The organism is Acidithrix sp. C25, from assembly GCF_904848545.2.
Genome location: NZ_CAJHCI020000007.1, coordinates 497,093 through 522,995, shown reverse-complemented (window position 1 = coordinate 522,995; position 25,903 = coordinate 497,093). Strand labels below are relative to the sequence as shown.

At 46.9% G+C, this 25,903-nt stretch carries 23 protein-coding genes, 2 tRNA genes and 1 pseudogene; 11 read left to right on the top strand and 15 right to left on the bottom strand.

From position 1 onward, the window contains the following. Positions 1-13: 13 nt before the first annotated feature. The 12 genes from mreD to ACIDITHRIX25_RS83785 form a co-directional block, all read right to left on the bottom strand. Positions 14-547, bottom strand: a complete 534-nt coding sequence (gene mreD / locus ACIDITHRIX25_RS83840) for a rod shape-determining protein MreD (protein ID WP_052604097.1) — start codon at positions 545-547, stop codon at positions 14-16. Next, positions 544-1,383 (bottom strand): rod shape-determining protein MreC, encoded by an 840-nt coding sequence (gene mreC, locus ACIDITHRIX25_RS83835; RefSeq protein ID WP_201732021.1) that lies wholly within the window; start codon positions 1,381-1,383, stop codon positions 544-546. Before mreC ends, mreD begins: the two co-directional genes overlap by 4 nt. Before the next feature lie 17 nt (positions 1,384-1,400). Further along, positions 1,401-2,429, bottom strand: a complete 1,029-nt coding sequence (locus tag ACIDITHRIX25_RS83830) for a rod shape-determining protein (RefSeq protein WP_052604099.1) — start codon at positions 2,427-2,429, stop codon at positions 1,401-1,403. A gap of 148 nt (positions 2,430-2,577) precedes the next feature. Further along, positions 2,578-2,985, bottom strand: a complete 408-nt coding sequence (gene ndk, locus ACIDITHRIX25_RS83825) for a nucleoside-diphosphate kinase (RefSeq protein ID WP_052604113.1) — start codon at positions 2,983-2,985, stop codon at positions 2,578-2,580. A gap of 67 nt (positions 2,986-3,052) precedes the next feature. After that, positions 3,053-4,339 carry a bifunctional folylpolyglutamate synthase/dihydrofolate synthase gene (locus tag ACIDITHRIX25_RS83820; RefSeq protein WP_201732020.1) on the bottom strand — a complete coding sequence of 429 codons (1,287 nt, stop codon included), beginning with the start codon at positions 4,337-4,339 and terminating at the stop codon, positions 3,053-3,055. Positions 4,340-4,374: 35 nt separating this feature from the next. After that, positions 4,375-5,646, bottom strand: coding sequence for an ATP-dependent Clp protease ATP-binding subunit ClpX (clpX, locus tag ACIDITHRIX25_RS83815; RefSeq protein ID WP_052604114.1), 1,272 nt, complete (start codon positions 5,644-5,646; stop codon positions 4,375-4,377). Between the two features lie 90 nt (positions 5,647-5,736). Continuing rightward, positions 5,737-6,360: an ATP-dependent Clp protease proteolytic subunit gene (locus tag ACIDITHRIX25_RS83810; RefSeq protein ID WP_052604101.1), complete on the bottom strand. Its 624-nt coding sequence runs from the start codon at positions 6,358-6,360 to the stop codon at positions 5,737-5,739. Between the two features lie 57 nt (positions 6,361-6,417). Further along, positions 6,418-7,956: a trigger factor gene (gene tig / locus ACIDITHRIX25_RS83805; RefSeq protein WP_201732019.1), complete on the bottom strand. Its 1,539-nt coding sequence runs from the start codon at positions 7,954-7,956 to the stop codon at positions 6,418-6,420. An 897-nt stretch (positions 7,957-8,853) separates the two neighbouring features. Then, entirely contained in the window at positions 8,854-9,939 is a 1,086-nt protein-coding gene (gene ychF / locus ACIDITHRIX25_RS83800) for a redox-regulated ATPase YchF (protein WP_201732018.1), read from the bottom strand. Positions 9,940-10,274: 335 nt separating this feature from the next. Beyond that, a tRNA-Gly gene (locus ACIDITHRIX25_RS83795) sits at positions 10,275-10,348 on the bottom strand. A gap of 1,300 nt (positions 10,349-11,648) precedes the next feature. Further along, positions 11,649-11,718 (bottom strand) — tRNA-Pro (locus tag ACIDITHRIX25_RS83790). A gap of 100 nt (positions 11,719-11,818) precedes the next feature. After that, a complete protein-coding gene (locus tag ACIDITHRIX25_RS83785) occupies positions 11,819-12,331 on the bottom strand; it encodes a DedA family protein (protein WP_201732017.1) in 513 nt (170 codons plus the stop codon). Positions 12,332-12,488: 157 nt separating this feature from the next. Between ACIDITHRIX25_RS83785 and ACIDITHRIX25_RS83780 the strand changes: the two genes are divergently transcribed. After that, positions 12,489-13,358: an alpha/beta fold hydrolase gene (locus ACIDITHRIX25_RS83780; RefSeq protein ID WP_052604105.1), complete on the top strand. Its 870-nt coding sequence runs from the start codon at positions 12,489-12,491 to the stop codon at positions 13,356-13,358. Between the two features lie 411 nt (positions 13,359-13,769). Here the strand turns inward: ACIDITHRIX25_RS83780 and ACIDITHRIX25_RS83775 are convergent. Continuing rightward, positions 13,770-14,701, bottom strand: a pseudogene (locus ACIDITHRIX25_RS83775) (IS1595 family transposase). Positions 14,702-16,632: 1,931 nt separating this feature from the next. Between ACIDITHRIX25_RS83775 and ACIDITHRIX25_RS83770 the strand changes: the two are divergent. The 10 genes from ACIDITHRIX25_RS83770 to ACIDITHRIX25_RS83725 all read left to right on the top strand — a co-directional run bounded on the left by ACIDITHRIX25_RS83770 (position 16,633) and on the right by ACIDITHRIX25_RS83725 (position 25,013). Beyond that, complete coding sequence (locus tag ACIDITHRIX25_RS83770; RefSeq protein ID WP_201732016.1) at positions 16,633-18,249, top strand: coiled-coil domain-containing protein; 1,617 nt, start codon at positions 16,633-16,635, stop codon at positions 18,247-18,249. Between the two features lie 274 nt (positions 18,250-18,523). After that, positions 18,524-18,694, top strand: coding sequence for a hypothetical protein (locus ACIDITHRIX25_RS83765; RefSeq protein ID WP_201732015.1), 171 nt, complete (start codon positions 18,524-18,526; stop codon positions 18,692-18,694). A 694-nt stretch (positions 18,695-19,388) separates the two neighbouring features. Further along, positions 19,389-19,709: a transposase gene (locus ACIDITHRIX25_RS83760; protein WP_052604111.1), complete on the top strand. Its 321-nt coding sequence runs from the start codon at positions 19,389-19,391 to the stop codon at positions 19,707-19,709. Then, positions 19,709-20,578 carry an IS3 family transposase gene (locus ACIDITHRIX25_RS83755; RefSeq protein ID WP_249685811.1) on the top strand — a complete coding sequence of 290 codons (870 nt, stop codon included), beginning with the start codon at positions 19,709-19,711 and terminating at the stop codon, positions 20,576-20,578. The genes ACIDITHRIX25_RS83760 and ACIDITHRIX25_RS83755 overlap by 1 nt, the downstream gene beginning before the upstream one ends. A gap of 354 nt (positions 20,579-20,932) precedes the next feature. After that, a complete protein-coding gene (locus tag ACIDITHRIX25_RS83750; RefSeq protein WP_052604475.1) occupies positions 20,933-21,118 on the top strand; it encodes a hypothetical protein in 186 nt (61 codons plus the stop codon). A 424-nt stretch (positions 21,119-21,542) separates the two neighbouring features. Further along, the gene (locus ACIDITHRIX25_RS83745; RefSeq protein ID WP_052604476.1) at positions 21,543-22,388 is read left to right on the top strand and encodes a RecB family exonuclease; all 846 of its coding nucleotides are present in this window, start codon (positions 21,543-21,545) and stop codon (positions 22,386-22,388) included. Positions 22,389-22,415: 27 nt separating this feature from the next. Beyond that, positions 22,416-22,961 carry a phosphatase PAP2 family protein gene (locus ACIDITHRIX25_RS83740; protein WP_201732014.1) on the top strand — a complete coding sequence of 182 codons (546 nt, stop codon included), beginning with the start codon at positions 22,416-22,418 and terminating at the stop codon, positions 22,959-22,961. Between the two features lie 87 nt (positions 22,962-23,048). Further along, on the top strand, positions 23,049-23,453 hold the full coding sequence (locus ACIDITHRIX25_RS83735; RefSeq protein WP_052604478.1) for an NUDIX hydrolase: 405 nt from the start codon (positions 23,049-23,051) through the stop codon (positions 23,451-23,453). Between the two features lie 25 nt (positions 23,454-23,478). Further along, on the top strand, positions 23,479-24,087 hold the full coding sequence (locus ACIDITHRIX25_RS83730) for a DsbA family protein (RefSeq protein ID WP_201732013.1): 609 nt from the start codon (positions 23,479-23,481) through the stop codon (positions 24,085-24,087). Positions 24,088-24,194: 107 nt separating this feature from the next. Continuing rightward, a complete protein-coding gene (locus tag ACIDITHRIX25_RS83725) occupies positions 24,195-25,013 on the top strand; it encodes an SDR family oxidoreductase (RefSeq protein WP_052604480.1) in 819 nt (272 codons plus the stop codon). Between the two features lie 139 nt (positions 25,014-25,152). Here ACIDITHRIX25_RS83725 and ACIDITHRIX25_RS83720 read toward each other — a convergent pair whose 3' ends face one another. Next, positions 25,153-25,365 carry a hypothetical protein gene (locus tag ACIDITHRIX25_RS83720; protein ID WP_201732012.1) on the bottom strand — a complete coding sequence of 71 codons (213 nt, stop codon included), beginning with the start codon at positions 25,363-25,365 and terminating at the stop codon, positions 25,153-25,155. 151 nt (positions 25,366-25,516) lie between these two features. Then, positions 25,517-25,861: a HAMP domain-containing protein gene (locus ACIDITHRIX25_RS83715; RefSeq protein ID WP_213333479.1), complete on the bottom strand. Its 345-nt coding sequence runs from the start codon at positions 25,859-25,861 to the stop codon at positions 25,517-25,519. Positions 25,862-25,903: the final 42 nt, after the last annotated feature.

Genomic DNA, 25,903 nt, shown 5'->3' with positions numbered 1-25,903 from the left:
CTTTTCTCAAAAGTCATAAACTTCGCGAACTACGTCGACTCGGTGGTCGATCTCCTGATCCCAAATTAATCAACCAGCGAAATAGCGGAACCCCTATCAAAGAGAAGATTCCACAGACCGCTGCAACAACAATCAGCGCCACCGAAAACTTAGCACTGAGCGTAGTTTTTAAACCTAAAATTCGGACTACAACCTCCAAGAAGGCCACTCCAACTGCCCCACCAACCAAAGAGATAAGAACCTCAGCTATGAGCGAATCCGGCATTGAAGTAACTTCTACGAGGCCTACACAGTATCCGATGGTCGCATATACCAGACTAGATACACCAAAGGGAATTGACGCAAACGAGTCCGCTATCAGGCCAAACACAAAGCCAGCAATAGCACCAGCCTCGCGGCCCTCGATCAATCCAATGACTATCGCGCCAGCCAATAAAAGATCCGGGTGAACCCCCTGAATCGTCAAAGTACCCAACTGGGAACGTTGAAGCCCTGCAATCAACAGAATTATAAATGGCAGCTTGAAATAATAAGAGCTACGGTTCATGGCAGCTTTACACCTGGCAGCCAGTGAAGCACTGAAACGTAATTCAAATTAGAAAGCGATGCTAAAGGTGTCAGCTCCACGTGCTCTTGCAGTCCGCCCGGAGGAGTAAAAGCCTTGTAGACCGACCCAACCGGAATTCCTGCCGGGAAGATCTCGCCGGACAATCCGCTGGTATACATAAATGTTCCGACAGGCAGGACTGTACCTGGATCCACAAGTTGAACGCTCAACTTCTGACCGCCCCCCTGCCCTACTACAAGTCCCAATTGAGAAGCGCTGCCAAAACGCACTCCAACGGAGAAGTTTGGATCGTTTAGCAAAAGTACAGTAGAAGAACTAGGAGACACTTGAATAATTCGCCCAACCAAACCCAGATTCGAGACAACTGGATTGCCAATGGCAACTCCATCAGAGGTTCCCTTATCGATCTCAACGCTCATCTGAAGATTCGTAGGAGTTACCGAGATAACCTGAGCCGGAGTACTAGGTATATTGCCAACATATGGTATCTTCAACTGCTTGGAGAGCTGAGCAAGAGACCTAGCCGCTCCAGCATCTACAACTCTTTGATTGCGAATCAACGCTATCTCATTTACCAACTTCTGATTGGTAGCCTTGAGAGACGAGTAGTCAAAAGCACCAATTATCGTATTGTAGATAGGTGTCACTAATGCAGTGGCACCTTGTCTTATCGGCGTAACTATGTCGCGAACGTATCCTCTCGCTCCAGTTATAAATGGCGGTGTCTTCTTATAGCTCACTGATATCAGTGAAATCGAAACCAAAATTAATATAACGAGAGTGATACGAGGGCGTCTAAATATTTGAGTAGCCACCTTGGCTTGCTGGCTCCCTATCGACTACTAGCTGAAATCAGCACTTGCTTGAGTGCCTCAAACTCCTCTAGACACTGACCAGATCCCAAAGCTACACATTGAAGCGGATTATTTGCCACAACGATAGGCATACCCGTCTCGGCGTGGATCCTCTTATCAAGACCTGTAAGCAGTGCGCCGCCGCCAGTTAGAACAATTCCTTGCTCCATAATATCTGCGGCAAGTTCTGGTGGCGTGTTATCAAGGGTGAACTTTACTGCATCAACAATCGCAGCTATAGGCTCTTCTATCGCCTTACGTATCTCCTGCGTGGAGACCAATATCGTCTTTGGAAGGCCCGTTACGAGATCGCGGCCCCTAATCTCTGCTTGAAACTCTTCTTCTAGAACAGTCGCCGATCCAAGGGCCATCTTCATCTCTTCAGCGGTCCGCTCACCAAGAGCTAAGCTATGCTCCTTCTTGATATAGGCAATTATTGCCTCATCTAGTTCGTCGCCGCCTATTCGAATCGACTTTGAGGTAACGATACCGCCAAGGGAGATTACTGCGACCTCGGTTGTACCACCACCAATATCGACCACCATATTGCCAGTCGGCTCATGGATTGGCAAGCCGGCACCGATAGCTGCCGCCATTGGTTCTTCGATGATATATGCGGGTTTACGAGCGCCTGCATATTCGGCAGCTTCTTGAACTGCCCGTTGTTCCACCCCTGTAATACCTGACGGAACACAAATGACCATACGAGGCTTACCAAAGCGCTTTGATTGAACCTTGTGAATAAAGTACCGAAGCATCTTCTCACAGATCTCAAAGTCAGCGATAACGCCGTCTTTTAGAGGGCGAATCGCTTGGATATTACTTGGGGTACGCCCAATCATCCTCTTAGCTTCGACGCCGACCGCTAGCGGCCGACCATCTTTGGTGTTAATTGCAACGACTGAGGGTTCGTTCAGAACGATCCCCTTACCACGAACGTAAACGAGCGTGTTAGCGGTACCTAGGTCAACCGCCATGTCCCTGCCAAATGAAATTCCGAATGCCATGGAATCCTCCGTGGTGCTATGTAAATAAAAAGAGAGGGTCTATCCGACTAGGGCCTCAAATGCCCTAAATGGTGTTCGCTGATAATATATGCGATATAACAAACAGTCTAATGAGCATTTGCACAAATCAAAACATCAACTACTGGTCCTAGCGAACTGGGAAGAAATTAGCCAGCTCACGGCGGGCTGAATCTGCCGAATCGGAGCCGTGCACGAGATTAGCTGAGATCGAAGTCGCCAAATCCCCCCGGATAGTGCCAGGTGCAGCTTCGGCCGGATTGGTCTTTCCCATCAACTTACGAACGATCTCCCAAGTCCCATCAGGTCCAGAAATCTCGGTTACAAAGACTGGCGACGAGGTTATAAATGAGATCAGCTCTCCGAAGAATGGCTTGCCTTCATGTTCCGCGTAATGTGCCTTTGCGGTAGCTTCATCTACCACACGCAATTCCGCTCGTACAATCTTCAATCCTGTAGCTTCGATACGGCGAATGATCTCACCAATTAGCCCTCGTTCCACTGCATCTGGCTTACACATAAAAAAGGTTGAATTCATAGCCCACAAGTTTACAAGTCCGAAGCCCATAACTACCTGAATCACAAAGATGCAATTCCTTGGAGCATCAAGATATAAGAAATTCTCGCGCACTAGCCGCGGTTCTAAAGGATCCACATACGACCACGGCACCAACGTCCCCGACTAAATTCATAGCAATCGATACGGCGCTCGGTACATTCTCCGATAGAACCACCTCTAATCCGACCTTAGTAGCAATCTCAGAAAGGTCCTGGATAGAAACCGAGCGCACATCAAAAGTACTACTCACCACTACCGTGCCGCAGAAACGCCTTATCTCGCGTAGATAACCCTCGGTATCTTTACCCTCCAACATGGCCACAACCGCCACAATCGGCTCCACACCCTCAAATTCGATGCAGATAGAGTCGCCGAGAGCCCTGGCCGCCTCCAGATTATGCGAGCCATCCACTATCACAAGAGGAGATCGGTATACAACCTCAATCCGCGCGGCCATCACCACCGACTCCAGAACCATACGCACAAGATCTTGCGAGATAGATCTGGCCTCTAACTCTTCCACCGCACTAATTGCCAAGGCTGCATTGAAGATTTGATGGCGTCCATGAAGAGATAGAAAAAGATCGTCCAAGAGCGAACGTCGCGTGACCAGATCGAACTGCCAACCTCCCAGGGCCGGTCGGAGATTTGAAACCAGAATATCCCGACCAACTATAGCCAATCCGGCATTCTGAGTCTCGAAGACAATCTCCATCAAGTCGGCATCCAAACTCGCGACCACACCAACTGAGCCTGCTTTGATAATGCCAACTTTATTACGGGTCACATCGGCCAGAGTTGGCCCAAGAAGCTCCAAATGGTCGTGACCAACAGACGTTATAACAGAAACGTCGCCATCGATAACATTGGTGGAATCCCAAGTGCCACCAATGCCCACCTCAACCACTGCCACCTCTACACCTTCAGCGTAAAAAGTTGACAGTCCAAGAGCTGTCACTATCTCAAACCATGAAAGCTCAAGGCCAAGTTGCTCAATTACGCCCTTGACTACCAACAATTCAGAGATCAAAAGGTTGTCATCGATAGCGATATTATCGATTCGAATTCTTTCATTCAAGATGTGAACGTGGGGAGAGGTAAAGAGACCAACACGCCGACCCATAGCGCAAAGAAGTTCGGAAGCAATATGAGAAACGGTACCCTTACCATTTGTTCCTGTTACATGGATGATCTCAAAACTATCCTTGTTAACCCCAAGTGCTTGAAGAACCGCTCGAACGCCTTCCAGCGAAGGTGGGCGTTCAAATTGCCGCGACCTCTCGAAATTTGCATGCGAATCAAGCCACGCCAAGGCATCGTGCTTAGACCACAAGTGCGCACCGCCTTTGAAAGAAATTAACCAATTCGCTAAGAGGCTCGCCTAGAACGCGGAGGCCTCTCGGTCGATTTCTCCTTTGGAATAAGAGTTGGAGCCGCCTTTGAAGAGACCACCTTTGCGTCAATTACACAACGTTGAATGTCATTCCTCGATGGCAATTCATACATTACATCCAGAAGTACTTCCTCCAAGATCGCTCGCAATCCGCGAGCTCCTGTCCCTCTCAGAAGGGCTAGGTCCGCAATCGCCTCAAGACCATCAGTTGTCACCTCGAGTTCCACACCGTCCATCTCAAAGGTGCGACGGTACTGCTTGACTAACGCATTACGAGGTTCAACAAGAATCTCAACTAGCGAATCACGCTTCAGATTCGAAACTGCCCCAACTACTGGCAGCCGTCCAACGAACTCTGGAATAAGACCGTACTTCAAAAGATCTTCTGGTAGTGCGGAATGAAAAAGCTCGGTAGCTTCAAATCGATCGTTAGAAAGATCAGCGCGAAAACCTATGGTCTTTTTACCAATTCGCGACTCAATAATCCGTTCCAATCCAGAAAAAGCACCTCCACAAATAAAAAGAATATTTGTGGTGTCAATCTGTATAAATTCCTGATGAGGATGCTTTCGACCACCTTGTGGCGGAACCGAGGCGACGGTACCCTCTAAAATCTTTAGCAGCGCTTGTTGGACGCCCTCACCAGAGACGTCTCGGGTTATTGAAGGATTCTCAGCTTTTCTAGCGACCTTGTCGATCTCATCTATATAAATAATGCCGGTCTGCGCTCGCTTTACGTCGTAGTCAGCAGCTTGGATCAATTTCAAAAGGATGTTCTCAACATCCTCTCCAACGTAACCTGCTTCTGTTAGAGCTGTCGCGTCAGCGATGGCAAAAGGCACATTCAACATGCGAGCCAAAGTCTGCGCAAGTAGCGTCTTGCCACAACCGGTTGGACCTAACAGCAAGATGTTCGACTTTGAAAGCTCGACCTCTTTATCGAGGGTTGAACTCTGCTGAACTCTCTTGTAATGGTTATAAACCGCAACAGAGAGGATCTTCTTGGCGCGTTCCTGACCAACGACGAACTGATCAAGAAAAGATGAAATCTCTTGGGGCGTAGGCAACTTATCGACTTGAAGATCGGTCTTTACACCCTCATCTTCCGAGATAATATCAACGCAAAGCCGAATACACTCATCACAAATGTAAACACTCGGGCCAGCAATCAGCTTGCGTACCTGCTTCTGAGACATTCCGCAAAAGCTGCACTTTACGACCTCTTGGCCGTCACTGTACTTGACCACTCCCACTTCCTCCAACCTAGGGAATCTATCCTAGCCCCAACTGGCCACCGTGGCTAACCAAGGGAGATCCAAGGATAGCCACATCCATAATTAGTTGACGATGGACCTTGTCTCAATAGCGAGCCTCGAAGCCAAGACCTCGTCAATAATTCCGTATTCCAGGGCCCCAGGTCCATCCAAGATGAAATCTCGATCGGTATCATGCGAAATCCGCTCAACATCTTGTCCTGTATCCGAAGCCAACATCTCGTTGAGAATATCTCGCATACGCAATATCTCTTTGGCCTGAAGCTCAATATCAGTTGCCTGTCCACCAACGCCTCCGTAAGGCTGATGAAGCAGAACCCTAGCATGGGGAAGAGCGTAACGCTTGCCTTTCGCTCCGGCAGCTAATAAAACAGCCGCGGCAGAAGCAGCCTGTCCAAAACAAAAAGTTGATACATCCGGCCTGATAAATCTGATCGTATCATAGATGGCGAAGAGACCAGTGATGTCGCCACCTGGAGAGTTGATATATAGATTTATATCTCTCTCTTGATCCTCATACTCAAGGAAGAGCAACTGTGCACAGATTAAATTTGCAACTGCGTCGTCAATTGGGGTACCTAAGATAATGATTCGCTCACGCAAGAGCCGAGAATAAAGGTCGTAGGACCTCTCGCCGCGACTGGACGACTCAACTACGGTCGGTACCAAATAGTTATATGCTTTCACTTAGCCTCCTACAACTTGGCGATTCGTCTACAGCATCTAACGCTCAAAGCGCTCGATCTATTCGCTATCTTCCGTTACTAACTCTAAATCAACCGATTCTTCTACCTCGACATCTGCCGTCTCGGATCCTTCCAAAGCCTCGGCCTCCTTTGTGGAGACCTCTATCGAAGATGGAGCAACTTCACCAGTTACGTCCCATCGGCTCAACTCGTTTCCATTCGCGTCCACAAACTTCGAATTTTCAAACAACCAGTCGAGGGCCTTTCGCTTTGCAATTTCCACTCTCAAACCAACCAATTGACCGGCCTCACTCAAACGAACACGAACATCCTCAATGTCCACGCCATTCGACAGAGCAATCTTGCCCAGCTCTAGATCGATCTCCTCAGGCGTTGCGTTCAAGCCCTCAGCCTTCGCCAGAGCCCTAAACACCAAGTCAAATCGACTTTCTACAATAGCTTCAGCTGCGATTTGAGTAGATAATTCATCGGCAGTTAAGTTTGCAAGCTCAAGATATTTGGCCAAAGATAGACCACTATTTTCAATCCGGTGTCCGAAGTTGTGAGACATATTCTCAAACTCCATCCTTACCAAAGAGGAAGGAAGTTGCGCCAATCCAGCGATCTCAGCCAGTTTGTTCGTTACGACATGACGCCAAGTATTTCTAAGCATCGACTTGTGATAGTTATCGAGATTCCTCTTGATATCCTCTTGTAGCTCCAAAAGTGTCTCAAATTCAGAGGCTTCAGAGGCAAACGCATCGTCTAACTCGGGCTTTACTAGAGCCTGATGCTCCTTGATGACACCCTTGACGATTGTCGATGCTTTCTCGAAATCGTTCTCTACTGGCTCCAATTCGGGCTCTTGAGCAACGGACTCCTCCGAAATATCTTCTGCTTCTAGATCGTCGAAGTCTAGATCGTCTAGTTGATCCTCGTCAGTTACATCCGTCAATACAAATTCGAAACTTTCGCCAACGGCCTTACCTAGAAGGGCATCAGACAAGCCTTCAAAAGGCTCTGGCGCGCCAATCCTATAGACATAGTCACTGATATCCGTCGGTGCTTCGCTATCATCAGAGGTGACGCTTAGATCTACGGTAACAACTGATCCCTGGGATATTGCACCGTCTGAATCCTCTAATGATCCCAGTGCCTCCCGAAGTCGATCTATCTGTTCGTTGACTTCATCCTCTGAGGCCTCGCCTGCTGGCACCTCGAAAGTTAGATCTCCATAACCTTCGAGATCTAGAGTTGGGCGAACCTCTACGATAACATCGAGCTTCAGAGGACCAGCCTCTTCGCCTTCTAGAACGGTTACCGCTGGCGCCGATATCGGCTCAACCTCGTTCTCAATTATCGCTTGTTCGGCCCAACGATTGCTATTCTCATTGATCGCTTCCATACGAGCAAAACCAGCACCAAGCCTAGACTCAAGGACCTTTCTTGGGGCTTTACCAGGGCGAAATCCTGGCATACGAATTTGGGACGAGACCTTACGAAAGGCCACTTCTACCGCTGGGAGCAACTCCTCTTCGGAGATCTCAACGAGAAGCTTAATTTGATTATTTTCGAGTAGCTCGCTTGAAGAATGCATATGATATCCAAACTAGCGCGAATATAGCAATCTAAGGACATTTATAGGCAAGGCGTTTATAGGTTATGGAAATGAGAGCCCTAAAAACCTACTTTTGTAACGAATCTTGATCAAAAAATAACAAAGCTAACGAGAAATCCCTCAAAGTAATAAGTGAACCTGTTCACCAATGGTCAAAACATCTTCTCCAAACTGGTCTTATCTTTGATCCCAATTAGATTTTCAACCCAAATTGAAGATGCGCATCACATTCTCTAACTAGAAATTCCAGGATCTGCCAACCATGATGACTTCGACCAAAAGCTATTGGATAGCCCTTTCGATCACCATTTAATCGAACTCAAGTTCTGCCGCTCAAATTATCATTTAGGCGGAATAAAAATCGCTCATATACAAGAAATGTTGAGATAGGAGCCAAGACGCTCAGAGCACTGAAGAGCCAAGCGGCCGTTCACCCTTCGAAAAGTTTCGCACCGCCAAGGTCCATAAACGTCCGTTTTGTGAGCCACTCCAGCACAACCCTAAAACAGCTTCATTAGCTGTTCAGTTGAATACGGCAGAACTCACTATCCTAGGAGGCCATCGCGCAATTCATAAATCGACTCTTTCAGGTGGTATTTTTTTGACTCCGAATGCAGTTACTATGCCTGATTCGGCATTAAGTGCGGAGCTTAAAATCCAAAACGGGTAAAAATCAACTTATGCAATTGTCTCCGTGCCGACAAACAACGCCCTCGACAACAAGCAGATACCCATCCACCAGGCCTTAGAGAATCTATCTGACTATCCGAAAAACAATTTGGGCTCTGATCCCACCAATTATTCACGTACGCTTCGAATGGCTGCACCTCAAAAGTTCTCACGGTTAGAGATCCAGGACAACCCTTCGCCACGGATCTAAACGTTAAATCGAAACTCGACTACGTCTCCATCACGCATAATATATTCTTTACCTTCTATCCGAGCCTTCCCTAAGGATCGAACAGCCGCGATAGACCCAGCCTCCATCAAATCTTCAAAGCTGACTACTTCTGCCTTAATAAAGCCGCGTTCAAAGTCAGTATGAATGGTACCTGCGGCTTGGGGGGCAGTGTCGCCAATATGAATCGTCCACGCCCTAGACTCCTTTGGGCCAGCAGTTAGGAACGTTTGGAGCCCTAAAGTTCTAAAGCCAACATGAACCAGTTGAACCAATCCTGACTCAACCTGACCAAAGCTAGCTAGGAGTTCCGCAGCGTCGTCTTTATCCAAGAGCGAAAGTTCCGCCTCTATCTTGGCACATAGCACAACAATTTCAGCAGGCGCAACCATAGCCGCCAAGCGAGCACGTAATTCTAAATCGGAGAGTGCATCTTCATCTACATTAAAAACATAGATAAAGGGCTTGGCGCTCAAAAGATGGAGATCATTCAGGAATGTCGCGTCTAGTTTGCCAGAGCCAACTGCCCCAGCAATTGTATTACCGGAGTTTAATATCTCTTGCGCCTTTTCCAAGGCCGACAGAGCTTGAGCGAGTTCTGGCCTTTTCCTGGCCTCTTTGGCCAATTTGACTAGCCTATTCTCGACTGTTTGTAGATCCGCAAGAATAAGCTCGGTATTGATTGTTTCAATATCTGAACTCGGAGATATCTCGCCATTTACGTGGATTACGTCAGGATCGGAAAAGACCCGTACTACTTGGCAGATTGCATCGCTCTCCCTAATAGAGGCAAGAAATTTGTTACCGAGCCCTTCGCCAACCGACGCACCTTTGACGATTCCAGCTATGTCGACAAAGGTAACCATCGCCGAAACAATCTCTTTGCTTGAATAAAGCGACGCTAAGGAGTCAAGTCTCGGGTCAGGCACAGCGACGACCCCTACATTTGGTTCAATTGTCGCGAACGGATAGTTAGCCGCCAAGACCTCATTTTGGGTCAACGCATTGAACAACGTTGACTTTCCAACGTTTGGTAGCCCAACGATTCCAATTGACAAACCCACGAATCAATCCTCCGCTATCACAGTCGACCCTCTTACCTAAAGGTCCACCGCAAAGTTTAGGACTTCCACCATGAAAACAATTCAACTCCAAAAGTCAATCTCTTGGACTCAGAGGCGTTAGAGGAGAAAATATAAGTGTGACGACATCTAACCACCCAGGGGGAACTACCGATACGTATCGGATAAACAAGATCACCTAGGGCTAGATAAAGAGTCTTACCGCGTATGAAATCGAGTACTCCACCCCGGTAGAAACAGAAGAGCCAACAAAACGGCCAGGGGTCAATGGGAAAACGAATTGTGGAGCCAACAGTAAACAAAGTCGAGCTCCATTTTGGAGCGGGTGACGGGGATCGAACCCGCACCACCAGCTTGGAAGGCTGGAGCTCTACCATTGAGCTACACCCGCAATGCGAAACACCATCTTAGCCGAACTATCCCATAGCCCCGACACATCATCGTCTATAATTCTTCGATTCAAAAGTGTGACATCCTCCCCGTCCTTATGGACGGGGCTTCCTAAGCTGCTTAGGCAACTTTAGGCGTGGTGGTGCACTTAACTGGGTCGCTGTGGCTGTGTCTTGGTAGACGTGGCATGCGATGTCCCTTTGTGCTCTGTGACACCAAGCCCTGCGGCAGTTAATTTTGGCCGCATTCACATCTGCGTTGTTCTAGAACTAGGTTCCATACATAGCGAGCATCGAAGGAGTGACGAACAAGAACGGGCAGTTCCTGTTCTTGCGGTTACAAGGCCTCACGAATACTGATACCTGTATTATGTATTATGCGCCGAGGGTGTGGCGGTCTTATTTTGGGAGCGCAATTAATGGTCGCTCGAGGCTGTCCTTAAAGGCGGGATTTGCGCTCTTATTCGATCAAAATTGTCATTTGAAGACATTAATCTAACACATCCGCCAGCAACCAAACAATTAAGTCTTGCACAAAAGTAAAAGTCGGGATCTGCTGGTATTGGCAATAAGGCGACACCTAGGCCCTAAAGATAGAGGATCAGCCAATGCTCAAGGGCTCAAGGGCTCAAGGGCTCAAATCAACGAGCTATGAACAGGTCAGCGATATTTCTACATTTTGGGTGAACTCTCACAAACTATCATTTACTTGAAAATGAACGCAATACGAGTGAGATCGTTGGCTCCATAGCAAGGGCTGGCAAATCAACGCAATAGCCCCATAAATAACAATAGATATCCTATTCATGGGGCTATTGATACTTTGAAGCTCAAAAAATAAGCGACAATTTGCCTATTTAACGATCTCCAGAAACAAGAGAATTAGCCGACCATCTATAAAAAAAAAGGGGGGGGGACTAGACGGAAACTTTTATCCACCTAACGGGCGGGAAATCAGACCTTGGCCAGACAACTCGAAGAGCAATCGTTTAATCTCGACTCCGAGAGGTATTTGAATTTTTCTGCAGCGTCGCAAATCCAATAGAGTCACAAGTCGATTCTCTATCAACATCGACCAACTACACGGATAAGACCCCGCGTAACAGCCGATGATAAATCTTCTATCGAAAAGATTACCCGAGTCCGAACAAATAAATTCGCTAACCATAAATCTAGATAAGATTGCGAAGCGATAGTAAAAGGAAATAGCAGCAAGGATATCAACTTAGATTAAAAATGCGAGGCCCGTACTGATGGGCTCGAACAATAACCTCTATCAAAACTCAGCATTCAAGTCAAATGGTCGGGAGGGGGATTTGAACCCCGACCCCCTGGTCCCAAACCAGGTGCGCTGCCGCTGCGCCACTCCCGAGGAAACTACATCATAATAGGCTATTTGGCTATTTGATTCCCCGAAGAGCGAAATCGTGCAATGAAAAATCTTGCGATGATCACAACAAGGATCACAGCAATCAAATATCCGGCATATTTAACGTATGAAGAAAACTGAGTCCAATTAGATCCCACTCCATAGCCCAATCCAGCCAAGGCAGCACACCAAGGCAGTGCGCCAATGAAGGTGAATAAACCAAACCGCACCGGGGGCATCTCTGCTGCACCTGCCGGGAGAGAGATAAAGGTTCGAACAACGGGAGGATTCGCCCTATTAAAACTGCAGAATCACCCCGTCTGGCAAACCAACGTTCGGCTTTGTGAAGATCTTCCTCTTTGATCCTCACGTAGCGACCGGCTCGAAGCACCAACGCCCTTCCGCCAGTTCGACCGATAATCCATGCAATGTAACTACCGATCAGGTTGCCAAAAGTACCCGCCAAAATAACCATCACGATATTCAACTTGCCTAACCCAGCAAGAGCGCCCGCAAAAGGCATTATAACCTCAGAGGGTATCGGTATCAAAGCCGATTCCGCGGTCATGAGCAAAAATATAGCGAGAATTCCCGAACTTGAGATGAAATTTTCCACGACGTTACACTAGTGGCCATTGACGATCTGTCGCACAATACGCATTTGAAATGCGAATTTTCAAAGATTGAGAACCCTTTTAACCTTGAGAGTTCCGGCTTACCTTGCCTAGAATGAAACGGAAGTTCCAACAACTAAGTAGATTTCTTTAAGCATAATGTCAAGATATGATGAAATTAAAATAACAAAAGTAGCCGGAAGCGACAACGCATCCATATTGGTGGAAGATTTCGGAGGAGAAGGTCACAACCTTCTAATTGCCCACGCTACAGGATTCAATGCTCGAATGTATCTTCCTCTGGCCATTGCTCTTAGGTCAAAATTCCACTGTTTTGGTATCAACGCACGTTATCATGGCGGCTCAAGCGGTGGCGATTCTCTGAACGTTGACTGGGGAACTTTTGCAAACGATATCGAAAGAACGATCGAGGTTTTAGGTGGAGATTCGTGGGCGGGATTTGGTCATTCCTACGGAGGTGCTGCTCTGATTCTAGCGGAGGCAAACTCGCCCGGTCTCTTCAAAAGGCTAGCCCTATTCGAGCCGGTAGTACCGATTGAAGGTAATTCCTCAAAGCCAGATTATTCAAACCACCTATCGGTTCTAACCAAACGACGCCGACGACACTTTGGGACGAGGAGGGAAGCGCATTCAAATTTTGAATCAAAGTTCCCGATGTCTAGCTTCGATCAAACCTGCATCGATTTATACCTGGAAACGGGTCTCAAACGAACATTGGATGCCCAATTGGAGCTAACCTGCCCAAGGGAGATAGAGTCCGAAATCTACGCTTGGGCGTCATGCAATCAAGCGTATTCCAATTTACCAAAGATTGAAATACCAATGCTGTTTATTTCAGGTGAGACTACGGACGCCTTTGATCTCAACTACATGGAGCGCCTACGAGAAAAAGCCAAAAGATCCGAGGTCGAAATGGCATTGGCAATGAGTCACTTTGGGCCATTCGAAAAGCCTGAAGTGGTCGCAAAGATGATCACAAATTGGTTCGATTTACAAGAAACTAATTAGACACAGCCTTGCAGTTCGCCAAAATGCTCAAAATCTGAAGACTCCTACGTCAAAGAAATCCTCAACCATTAACACCTGCCCCCCTTTTTTTGAGTGAATATTAAAAGGGGGAGAACCAAAGCCGATCTTCGATGAATCAATTCCGATGAGTCGCACAATGCGGGACACTCCCTTATGAGGGTTTATCTCCTACGGCTGCTTAAAATCAAGTTGGTCCAGTCCCAATCGCAGCCGTCCCAAACAGATGAGCAAATTTCCCCGGAGTGGTTGACTCACTTCCGTATCACACGAAAAACTACCGGATTCGCCAATGGACATCCGCGATAATGCCATCTTCACAAAAGCCTCTGCCTTGACTACAAGGGGTATCAACTTTCGTCTCTAGCAGGTACATATTTAATAACATACTTATCAAGTTTCGTAAGCAAGAGCCATTTTGGAATCAGATTCGCGGAGTAGCGGATGGGGAGACGCAAACACACATGTATTGAGAAGTCGCTCGACCAATGACATTTCAAAGTGCCTTGCGTTGAATCGGTATGCGAATTCCTCGAGGCATAAGTTGCTTATGTTCCTCATCTCCGTGGTATGTTCCGTCGATAAATTTCTTGCAGTTCCCAATTTAGGATCTTGAGCCATTTGAATGTTACATGTGCTTGTTCGTCTTTGGATAGAGTGAACCCGTGCGCTAGTCCAAGGTCTTTCAGCACATACCCGTAACTTGGGTTACCATCACTTATCAGCTTGGTATTAGAATCTCAACGTCTCACAAAAACATCTTTGGGTGATTTAGCAGTGGTATCTTTGATTACTTCCATGAAGCAATGAGTAGGAGCACCATTGCTAATCGACACTCCAATTAGGACATTGGTTTGTTTTGTTCCCTTTCCTCTTTAGCCTTCGCCATGGCTCTCACCACCTAAAAAGAACTCATCTACCTGGACGTTTCCTCCAAGTTTATATAAACCATTTCGGTCAGCCATTACGCTCAGCCATTACGCTCAGCCATTGCCTTAGGTAGCTTATTTAGCATCAACCAGCCAGTCGAATAAGATACTTGAACGAATTTAGCAGGGGCTCTGATGGCTAGGGGGTAGTAGCCGAAAGACCACGCTTGTCGTTGGACAATAGATAGATAGCGGAGAACCACTTGGATAAAGAGATATGGCTTCGATGGAAGATGGTTCTGGAGGTAACGCTAGTTTGACGGTGAAAAGATTTACATTGAAAAAGTGGAGCTCGAGACGCTGCATTTCTTGAAATGATTTGGCCTTACTAAAGTAAATTGATCGAAGTTACACTTTGAGCATCTAAATCCCTCATAGCAATAGCAATTTGATCAAATGATCTTCACATGCTTACTTTGAAGCGAAGCGTACCATAAAGCCTGAGAGATCCACCATGCCACCTTAGTAGAACATCTGTTCTACTAAGGATTAGCTCCAATCTGGTCTCGGTGAAGGCGAAACTTACGAAACTTGATAAGTATGTTTAATAATGCATCATTCTGATAAAACATCTGTTCTAGAGACGTGTCGAGACAGAATACCTTCGCATTGCAACCAGCATATGCAAGTTGATTCGATCGCATTAAGACAAAGCAAGCACGTTTTATGTTCCTTAAAATATGGCTTTTATCAGTTCGATACTTTAAACCAGATCGCTACAAGAATGCGCCATCCAAAGATGCGCTTTATTAGCTTTAGGTCCTCAATGCAAAAATAAGGATGCAATACAAAAACCTGAATTCCTATCCGCACTCACTCAAACTTGTACTAAAACTGGCCTGAAGTCAAAGCAAGGCACCCCATCTTAACTCCAAAAGCTTGTCTGGCGTTTAGTGTGCCTCCAGAATGCTCCTGGCACTTGTACGATATTCATACCATTGGGACTTACTCTAAGTCTCCCATCGAACTGGCAGTCATCAGTCAGGTACGACAGATCCGACAAGGCTAAAAAGAACACAGCTGATCTAATCGCTTAGTGAACCGCCAAGTGGATCAGCATCCGAAATTGAAAAGTCAAGATATTCACCAGCAAAACCTACCTTGATCTCAAAAAACTCGCACTTGGAAAGTCAAGGACCCTCTATATGGGATCAAGTCCCACATGCAGGAAACCATCTTGGTTGTGGGACGCCGTCGACAAATGCACCACTAAAAGTCCACATCCGACTAGCCGAAGAGTCCTACTCAAAGGTGGAGTTATATAGTAGACCTGACCAGGAGAACTACAAATTTCCAATCGCACAGAGCCAGAACTCGGTCAAATTTGTCTGCATTGAGTGGTTTAACCCCACCAAGAGCATACATAGCGCTAGACAACGTTTAATCTCAAGATCAAGAGCCATTCATCAAACGATTTCCAAAGGCGCCACCTGTCAATCAGCTATTCAATGCCCCAACTCAAAAGAGTCAAATCTCTCGATTATTCTCACAATACAAGGTGCCTGCGGAACATTTGAAAAGGCCAATCTGGGCAACTTGAAGGTCAGAAATAACTATCTCAATGTCGCTAAGTGAGCACAAATTGTCACGATATGTGGCTTACTACATTACCGACTTTCTTTAATGTGGTTTTTCATATATTATCGATCCAGGACCACCACCCAGTGGCGGAAAATAATTGCATAAAATAAACTGAATGTCAAAGCTCTATATCCATAGAAATCGAGACATTAATGTAGATGTAGTGCAACAGTCAGTGGCTAAAACCGAGATTTTCGTTGCTCGCTGTGTGATTGGACCACCAGATAAAGACAAAGCCTCTCTCGGTGCAGAAAGCGCCAAACCTTGATACTCCAGCGATCTCAACCTGCCCATTTATTCAAAGTAACAAGAAGCGATCGAGTTCGCCATTCAAACCCCGAGCGGCCAACGAGCAAACCCAAAAAGCAAACAAAGCATGCTTTCATAGACCACTTTTATCCTTTGATTGTTCGATAGATCGGGGTCGAACCGGAAATTTAAAGAAAATTTAGCGCATTTATTTCACCAAATTCTTACAAACTACTTCTTGATTGGCAATCGTTTTCTAGCAATACTTACCCTGGGGGTAGAGATCCTTACCTTGAAGCCGGCCACAATTTCCCAGCAAAAACGACCACTTGCAAATCGAACCGAAGTCAGCAAAGGCAAACGATTTGACCATAATGTCATAAATACAGCCTTAGCCTCAGTATTTTTTAATAAATTTACAAAATCCCAGATTGAACGCGGTCGAAGTGCGCTAAATATACTATAAGAGTAATTTTAGGAAAAAAGAGAGGTCCCGATTGAATCAATCGAGGAATGATTTCCAGCCAGCGTCAACAGAATCCATAATCGCGAGATTACGCACGGTTCGACGAGGATATTCGCCTGAGGATGTACGCGAATCCTTGGAACGGTTTCAAACAAACTTGACAGAGTCAAACCGGACAATCAGCGAGCTAAAGCAAAGACTAGCCGAAGTAACAGCAGAACTAAACGATGCCAATTCACGGCCAGAACCAATCCCTCTGCCAATGGACGAAGCGATGGCAGCAAAAATGCTCGGGGACCATGTTTCATTTATTATCTCCAATTCCGTAACGGCAAGCCAATCAATAAAAGAAAAGGCCGAGGCGGAAGGCGCCGAACTTCTGAGCCAAGCAAAAAGGGAAAAAGAGGAGGCATCAACTCTCGCCAGCCAGATGCTCTCTCAGGCTCAGAATCAATCTGAACAAATGATTTCTAGCGCTCAGGCAGAAGCCAGGTCTGAAACAGAAAAAGCACAATCACAGGCTGACGAACTTCTGAGCCAAGCAAAAAGGGAAAAAGAGGAGGCATCAACTCTCGCCAGCCAGATGCTCTCTCAGGCTCAGAATCAATCTGAACAAATGATTTCTAGCGCTCAGGCAGAAGCCAGGTCTGAAACAGAAAAAGCACAATCACAGGCTGACGAACTTCTGAGCCAAGCAAAAAGGGAAAAAGAGGAGGCATCAACTCTCGCCAGCCAGATGCTCTCTAGAGCACGAGACAAGACTGCCGATATCATTACAAGCGCTCAGGCAGAAGCCAAAACAAAAATTGACCAAGCTGACCAGATAATAGCCGAACGACTAGGTGCGCAAGAATTATTGGCCAAGGAGATTTTAGATCGTGCAAATCAACTCGCTTCTGAGACCATCTCAAACTCCCAGAGGAGTGCGGATCGAATCCTAGCTGATGCCCAAAAAGAAGCCACCTCGTTACTTACCTCTGCGAGGGAAACGCGAACAGAAATTCTCTCCGACCTCAAAATTCGTGCAGACGAAGTCCGAGGCCACATAGACACGCTCGCAAGAACTCGAGGCTGGTTCCTAGAACTTCTCCAAGATGCTCAACGACGCGTCACGAGTGTGGAAAGTGCCCTTACTGTCTCCATAAATTCTAATTTGGAATCCCTGGAAGGCTCTGTTGAGGCCCTAAATCTCTACTCGGTTGAAACTCACTCCTCAGCCCAAGCTGACAAAATTTCAATAGAGAGCCAAAGCATCGAGGTAGAGTCAGCCTCAGGGACAAACAGAGAAGTATCGATAGAACCCGCAGGTCATCTAAGTAACGAGAATCACCCACGCAATGACCATAGTGAAGTCGAATCCAAAAACACTTCAATCGAGCAAGATCCTGCTACATCAAGCGATTCAGCGCCTTTGAAAGAGGTTGAAATAGACCTTACCTCTTCCCCTGATGCAATTATCTCCGTAGACGAAGAAGATATTCAACAAAGCCGTGCCTCGGCTCCAATCGCCGAAGACCCTGTTGATGAATCGACCAAAACGTCGGAGCCGCCAGCCAAAACCACACGGTCAACTACTCGGACATCAACCACGCGACGACCACCCAGGACACCCAGGGTTCAAGAGGCAAGCACCCCACCATCGGAGTAAAACCACGTCTCGGTGTTAGCAAAAAGGACCTTCCGCGAATTCAATCCGGATGGACCTTTTTACCAGAATGTGGCATTTGGCGGAATGCCCCTGGTTTTAGCCCTGGGGATATAGCGTCCCACCGGGGCGAAGCGCCTACAACTGTGCTCAAACATTGCGCTGATTAGCCACCTACTGCTTGATGATTTCTAGCGGGGTGACGAAGACTCCTAGTGACGAAGACTAAGTCTTAGCTACAGGTCTAGCGAGGCTGTGGCCAAGACTTAGCAACTCAATGCGCAGCCTCAGAGACGACCAAGCTTTGATCTACTTTGACGAGAGGATCGATGCCATAGTGAATATTCCACAACTGGGGATCGACACTAACGAGGAGATGGAGTTGATTGGCCATGGTCTAAAGTCCACTTTGGCCCCTTCTTTGGCCCCTTCTTTGGCCCCTTCGTGATGCAAAGCTGAGTAATGATTTCCTCGAGCTAAGGCTCGATGAGTGCCTTACTTTAGATCATCGTCGGTAATTGATCTGTCGTACTTAGAACATGATAAATACAGCGCTAGACAATTTTTTGTTATTGGGTTGTTATTGGGTTTGATCTCCATATGAGCAAGCTATACACCGAAGTGTTATCACGCAAACTTGGCTCTTCCGCCATCTGGTACAACTACCGATTGCCTATTTCTAAAGATGCTGGGTCAAGACTGCAAGCCTAACGAGACAGTGCTGAATGAGAAAGTGCCTAACGAGACAGTGCTGAATGAGACAGTGCCCGATGGGTCTGGAGCCGCTGTGTTCAAGAGTCCAAAGCAGCCTTTAGCACATCTACTCCTGAGAACAAGATTAGTGTGGGCCGGCAAAATTGTGTAAAGACCCCACCCATTGGCGATGCGAAAATGAGTGTTTGCCAAATGCTTCCTCAGTTACCCGGCAACAGACCATTTGAGACTTCGGACAAGCCAGGTCAAAGGCTTTCAACCGCACAAGGAGTGGATACCCCTCAAAGAACAGAACAAAAGGAACAGGACAAACCCGATCACCAGATCAACAACAAATAGGCATAACCTCTTACAGTTACATTGAGGTTCCCCAGATTTAGTGGACACCTGTTAAGCCAACATAGATTGTTGGTAGAAAGGATGTCATCATGGGAGCAACAAGGCGTAAATTCACCCTTGAGTTCAAGACTGAAGCTGCTCATCGAGTTATAGATTCCGGCAGGAACGTTCCAGAGGTAGCTAGTGAGCTATCTATTTCCCAAGAGGCTCTATATAGGTGGGTAAAAGATGAACGAATACGTCTAGAGGCAGCTTCTAGTGTCAATGAAGGACCACTGAGCGCTGATGAAAGAAGAGAACTCATAAAGCTCCGTCGTGAGATGGCAGAGCTCAAAAAAGATAATGAGTTCCTGGGAAAAGCAGCCGCGTACTTCGCAGCCAAGCAAGCAAACAAGAAAGATTTGCCCTGATGGAAGCGGAGTGCGCTAACTTTGAGATAGCACGAATGGCGCGACTACTTGAAGTGTCTCGATCTGGCTACTATGCCTGGCTACATCGGTTAGAGAACCCAGCCGATGCCAAGGTGGCTAGAAATGACCTTGAGGCAAAGATACTCTCCATTCACAGGGAATCTAATGGAACTTATGGCGCTCCAAGAATCACCGCTGAGCTTCACGATCGCGGGGAGGTAATCAGTAAAAACAGCGTTGCAACTCGGATGAGAGATCTTGGAATAGAGGGTATATCCCCCAGATCATTCAAAGTCAAAACCACTACCGCTGATCCAAAGGCTTGTTATCCCAGTGACCTCGTCGAACGTGACTTCGACAAGGGATATCTAAATGCCGTTCTTACCTCGGATATCACTTATTTGCGAGTTGGAGAGGGATTTGCCTACCTTTGTGCTATTCGTGATGAGCACTCCGGCAGGGTGCTTGGATATTCTGTCGATCGCCACATGAGGACAAGCCTTGTCATTGAAGCACTCCAGCAGGCAATCTCCCTCAGGGGAGACGATATCCAAGGCGCAATTTTCCATACCGATCGCGGGAGCCAATTCACCGATCGTCGCGTCGTGGAACTCTGTGAACAGAATGGCATTATCCGGTCAATGGATAAAACTGGATCTTGCTACGACCATGCAACAGCTGAATCGTTCTGGTCGATCTTCAAACACGAGTACTTTTACCGGCACGTATTTGAAGGTATGTCCGAATTGAGGGCTGGGATTAGGAGTTACATGGACTTTTATAACCATAAAAGGCGGTACTCGAAGATCGGTAACGTCTCACCAGTTGGTTATGAACTAACATTATTGGAGTCCGCCAAGGCGGCGTAGTCAATGTGTCCATTATTTATGGGCAACCTCACATCTGGCTGGAGGCAATATCGTCCACCCGGTCTGGTCGCGTCCTTTTTTATCTGAGCCGTCTTTTCTAAGGAACTTTTCAAGACGGAGTTGGTGATTGGTGAGTGAGCTTCGTCATCTAAGTGAAACACGAGCCACTCCCCAAGAACGGAGCGATCATAGGGATTGATTGGGTAGTAAATGAGATTGCTACCATAACAGATGACACCTACGACTTTCCTCATCCTGAAAGACCAAAAACCTCCCAGATCCCTCTTTCTCGCTATCAACGCAAGATGGCTCGACGTAAACCCAGAGTGGACGATCAACTTCTAAGGGCTACCGATGCGCCAAGAAAAATATGCCGCCAAGGCTTATCGCAGCGTCGCACAAAAACGACAAGTTGAATCATGTAACTACGCCAAGTTATTTGTGATGAACCACGACCAGGCCGCCATGGAAGAGTTAGAACCAAAATCTCTCACTAAGACAACCATGGCTAAGAAGAAAGATGATGCTGTCATAGCGTAGCCAAGAGCAGACTGGTGTTTATATGAATTAGAAGCACGCTTCAGGCCCACAACCCCTCCATCCAAGGTAGACGACTATCGGTTGCTTCAGCTGCACTGCGAGAACCAAGCACTCGCTTAGCATTGTCCCAACGAACCTATTCCTGTTATGTTTGTGGGTTAGGAAATTCAAGGGACAAGAATTCTGCGGCCATGATAGTCGTCTGGGCTGGTTTGAATGCGGCTGGTATTGATGGCATAAGAGCTGAGTGTCCGCTGGGCATTCAAGCAGCCTGAGCCAGGAATCACCCGTATATCCGTGGGGTGGTTTCAACAGTTTTGGATAGTACCATTCCAAAACTTCCAACTTTCGTATTGACGACTATTAAAGGTCGCTGTTCTGGTAGCGTTAAAGTCCATAGCAAGTCAGTTGAAAAGTTCTAAAAATGGGTTTACAGGTACCAGGTTCGATTACCGCATCGAAGGTCAGCTCCTTCAAGGAGTGCGGCTTAGCATTTCGTTTGTCCGTCATTGAGAAACTACCTCAGCCCACTACCCTCTGGACAATTCGCGGTACATTGACCCACGCCGTTCTTGAGCGAATGTACTTTCAGATAGAGCCCAAAGACCGGACTAAAAAGACAGCAATTGAAATCGTCCGGCAAGTCTGGAATGAGTCCCTTGTTGACAATAGTCTTGAGGTCATTCTTGGACCCGGCCATAGTCAAGCCGGTCGCGACGCTCTGTTTCAGGAGACTATAGCATTAGTCCTCAAAGACTTTGAGGCCGAAGACCCATCACATGTAAATGCAATCGCAACCGAATTGCGTCTAGAAACTACGCTCGGCGACACGATACTTAGGGGAGTTATAGACCGTCTAGACCTCAATGACGATGGGTCACTAACTGTTACAGACTACAAAACAGGTAAATTGCCTGGGCAAATCCAAGAAAACGAACGTCTGACGGGGGTATATTTCTACGCGCTTTTGTGCGAAAGAGTATTAGGCACCAGACCCAAAAGCGTCCAACTTATCTATCTCAAGGATGCTACGCGGATCGTCGCCACCCCTACAGATCAAGTTTTACGAGGACTTGAATCCAAGACAGAGGCAATATGGAAAGCCGTCTGCCACGCCTGCGAGAAGGAAGATTTCCGACCACGGCCATCTAGAATGTGTCGTTTCTGCCACTATCAAGAACTGTGTCCGGCCCAGGGTGGAAGCCTAGCGCTAATTAGTGATTTCAAGGCAACACACGTAGCCAATAAAAAGCGCTGCGAAAATAACTAAATCAAAATAATTGATTGAGGAATCGAATTGATTGATATCCAAGAATTTTTTACACCGTTCGACGAACGAATAGACAAGTTCTTTCTTCCCTTGCGGGATATTCCCGCTGCGAATCAAATCCTATTCGCAGCATCCAACGTCGCGGACCACTCATTGATTTGGTTTACCTTAGCGGCAGCACGAGGTGTACGCAAAGGTGGCGCCAGCTATGCCACCAGGGCAGCTTTTGCGCTTTTGGCTGAATCAGTACTTGTGAATATGGGGATTAAAACAATATTTCGCCGCAAGCGTCCAGAATGGGAGGGAGAACGCCCTCACGAAATACGCCAACCACTGACGAGTTCATTTCCATCGGGCCATGCGAGCGCCGCGTTCACTAGTCTTATTATTCTGGGTGACAACGATCGTCTATGGCCAATCTATCTAGGTCTCGCACTTCTAATTGCGCCCTCACGAATTCACGTTCGTATGCACCATGCCTCTGATGTTCTTGCTGGCGCCATGGTCGGCATAGGCTATGGAATGCTGGTCAAAAAGGTATTTCCGATCTCAAAAAGTATAAAAATAGATTGAATCCAATCAACACAAGGTTGGGTATTCATTATTAAGCCCTCAGAGACAAAACAATATCTAAACAATTACCAAACAGAAAGAAGTTCAATGATTACAGCTGCCGGAGGTGTGGTTTTCCGAGAAGGAATTAACGGGTCGCTCGAGATCTGCCTAATTCACCGTCCTCGTTATGATGACTGGACGCTACCAAAGGGCAAAGTTGAAGTTGGCGAAACGCTAGCACAAGCTGCGTTACGCGAAGTTGAAGAAGAGACCGGGATTAAAGCAGAGATCGTCCAAGACCAAACTCAAGTAGTCAAATACCCCTTAGAAACCGACCTAGAAAAAGAAGTGCACTATTTCTTGATGAAATCACTCGTGCAAAATTTCACAAAAAATGAAGAGTCTGACGAATGCCTTTGGGTAGACGTTAATCTCGTGGAATCTAAATTGACATTCAGCCGAGATTTCGGAGTGATTACAGGCTTCGACCTACTCCTTGGGGAATATTAGAGGGACAATTAGGGATTAGAAACATATGACAAAAATAACCAAATTTTCGGTCAACTTCGACTATCGATGCCCTTTCGCTCGCAACATGAACGAGCACGTTGTAACCGCCCTCAAAGAGGGGGCCGACTTTGACGTCAGTTTCATACCGTTCAATCTGTCACAGGTTCACGTTGAAGAAGGCGAGCCATCTATTTGGGAAGACCCTGACAAAACAGATGACCTTTTGGCAAACGAGGTTGGCTACATTGTCTCAAAACTCTATCCCACAGAGTTCCCAAGTGTTCACCTAGCACTATTCGCCCTTCGGCACGAACAGGCCAAGAGCTTAAAAAACTTCGGCGAAATCGCAAATCTCCTTGAAGAACATGGGGTTAACCCCGCACGAATCCAAAGCGAGCTCGACAACCACACCTACTCGAGAGAGGTGCAGAAACTCCATGAAACCCAAGTCAAAGAGCTCAAAATATTCGGCGTACCCACAATTTTCTCTGACGATCAAGCTGCATTTGTAAGGATTATGACAAGACCGCTCAGCTCCTCGGAATCATCCACAACCATCATCGAAAGAGTTCTAGATCAGATCTTCAACCATCCAGAGCTAAATGAAGTGAAACATACAACCGTTGCTCGATAGGATTGCTTAAACCCCATTTTTATGACAAATCGCACCACCTTATAAATCAACGTGGGCGATTTGTCATTTATCAAGCGCGATTGAGTTGTGCGCGATAACATTCGCTCATGGAAATTGAGAATAAAGTAGTCCTTGTAACTGGAGCTGGATCAGGTATTGGCCGTGCTATTGCATTAGCATGCGGCATGGAAAACCCCAGTGCTGTTATCTGTGTCGATAAAAACACCGCAAATGTCGAAAAGACAGTCAGTCAACTACGAGAAACCAAAACCACAGCATATGCAGAGACGATCGACCTGACAGATCTTTCGGCGATAGCTGACCTTGGTGAAAAAGTTCTCAAGCGCCATGGCGTCGTCGACATACTCTTTTCCAATGCTGGCGTCTCGTTTGCAGGTGATCTCGAAACTTCAGAGGAGGATTGGGAGACTTCGTGGAATGTAAACCTTATGGCTCAAGTCCGTACGGCAAAGGCACTCTTGCCAGCAATGATCTCTAACGGAGGAGGGTACATAGTCAATACAGCGTCCGCTGCTGGTTTACTCACCAACCTTGGTGCCCTCTCTTATGCAGTAACCAAACATGCATCTGTTGCTCTGTCAGAATGGATAGCGATCAACCATCGGCCAGACAATATCCGAGTTAGCGTTTTATGCCCCATGGGAGTCCGTACCAACATGCTCTTTCCAGATGACGACAGGACAGCGTCTTCAAAGGCCGAGTCGCTTGCACAGCGAGCAGTTCTAGATGCCGGCGATATCCTCGACCCCTCACAAGTAGCCGAGGTTGTAATAGCCGCAGTAAAGGCAGAAGAATTCCTAATCTTGCCGCATAAAGATGTTCTTGGATTTTACAGCTTCCGTGCTAACAACACTCAGAAATGGATTACCTCCATGGCCAAATACCAGGAACAGATCTCAAAATAGGTCTAATCTGCCCCGTTCGTCAGAATCATTTAGAACAACAATAAAGGCCCATACGCCCACAAAGCCGCGCTAAATGATTCTGCCGATGCTTCTTTATGGATCAGCCTAACCCGACGCTAGCGATCTCTGCATTCAACGCCTAAGAGTTCGCCAACCTAAATCGAAGAGCTGCCTCTTGGTGTGAATTATCATTTGTTTCCACAGAGAGACTCTTCGAGGTCTTGAAGTGACCTGCTGGCCGAGCGAGAACATCATGGACCTTTTCAAGATTTGCAGATGCTAAAGCGGCATTCCAAGCCACACCGAGAAGTCTCACCCGCTGAACGTGCCACCCCGGGAACGATCTCTCCAATTAAAGCCCTCATCCCCTTGGTTGCTATCGAAACCGAACCAACTCAATTCAATGCACCTTCGCTCAAAGCTAAGACGACCTCTGATTGCGCCGCGGTCTGATTCGAACTAGCACCGATAGTGCTCGAGGTCTCCTTGATTGCTCGAGATTCTTACATTATCGAAAAGATCGAGTCAACAACACTATCGATTGTCACCGCTATCTTATCCTTGAAACGATTGAACGTAGAGCCAATCTCCCCGATCTCATCACATCTAGAGTTGTCCAAGTTGACCCCAAGGTCACCGTTGCCATTGGCAAGTTCCCCCAGAAAATTAGATAGATCATTCAGCGGGACATGAATAACCCTTCGATATCCAACATTAAGAAATCCGAGCAAGAAAAGCAATAGGACCGCATCTATCGCTACCATTGCGATGTCGACAGTTTGACTTGTGACCATCGACGCTAAGGCTCTATTAGATATAGCAATTGACTCCTTCTCTACCGTAGCCATTGCTGGCATGATGTCAGTTAACGGCTAAAGATTACCCAGCGT

Coding starts and splice junctions, on each gene's coding strand:
- ACIDITHRIX25_RS83755 (WP_249685811.1), top strand. CDS start 19,709: ATGGAAGCGGAGTGCGCTAACTTTGAGATAGCACGAATGGCGCGACTA.
- ACIDITHRIX25_RS83715 (WP_213333479.1), bottom strand. CDS start 25,861: ATGGCTACGGTAGAGAAGGAGTCAATTGCTATATCTAATAGAGCCTTA.
- ACIDITHRIX25_RS83745 (WP_052604476.1), top strand. CDS start 21,543: ATGGGTTTACAGGTACCAGGTTCGATTACCGCATCGAAGGTCAGCTCC.
- ACIDITHRIX25_RS83750 (WP_052604475.1), top strand. CDS start 20,933: ATGCGCCAAGAAAAATATGCCGCCAAGGCTTATCGCAGCGTCGCACAA.
- mreD (WP_052604097.1), bottom strand. CDS start 547: ATGAACCGTAGCTCTTATTATTTCAAGCTGCCATTTATAATTCTGTTG.
- ACIDITHRIX25_RS83725 (WP_052604480.1), top strand. CDS start 24,195: ATGGAAATTGAGAATAAAGTAGTCCTTGTAACTGGAGCTGGATCAGGT.
- ACIDITHRIX25_RS83735 (WP_052604478.1), top strand. CDS start 23,049: ATGATTACAGCTGCCGGAGGTGTGGTTTTCCGAGAAGGAATTAACGGG.
- ACIDITHRIX25_RS83765 (WP_201732015.1), top strand. CDS start 18,524: ATGCGCAGCCTCAGAGACGACCAAGCTTTGATCTACTTTGACGAGAGG.
- tig (WP_201732019.1), bottom strand. CDS start 7,956: ATGCATTCTTCAAGCGAGCTACTCGAAAATAATCAAATTAAGCTTCTC.
- ACIDITHRIX25_RS83760 (WP_052604111.1), top strand. CDS start 19,389: ATGGGAGCAACAAGGCGTAAATTCACCCTTGAGTTCAAGACTGAAGCT.
- ACIDITHRIX25_RS83830 (WP_052604099.1), bottom strand. CDS start 2,429: ATGGCATTCGGAATTTCATTTGGCAGGGACATGGCGGTTGACCTAGGT.
- ACIDITHRIX25_RS83730 (WP_201732013.1), top strand. CDS start 23,479: ATGACAAAAATAACCAAATTTTCGGTCAACTTCGACTATCGATGCCCT.
- ACIDITHRIX25_RS83780 (WP_052604105.1), top strand. CDS start 12,489: ATGTCAAGATATGATGAAATTAAAATAACAAAAGTAGCCGGAAGCGAC.
- ndk (WP_052604113.1), bottom strand. CDS start 2,985: ATGAATTCAACCTTTTTTATGTGTAAGCCAGATGCAGTGGAACGAGGG.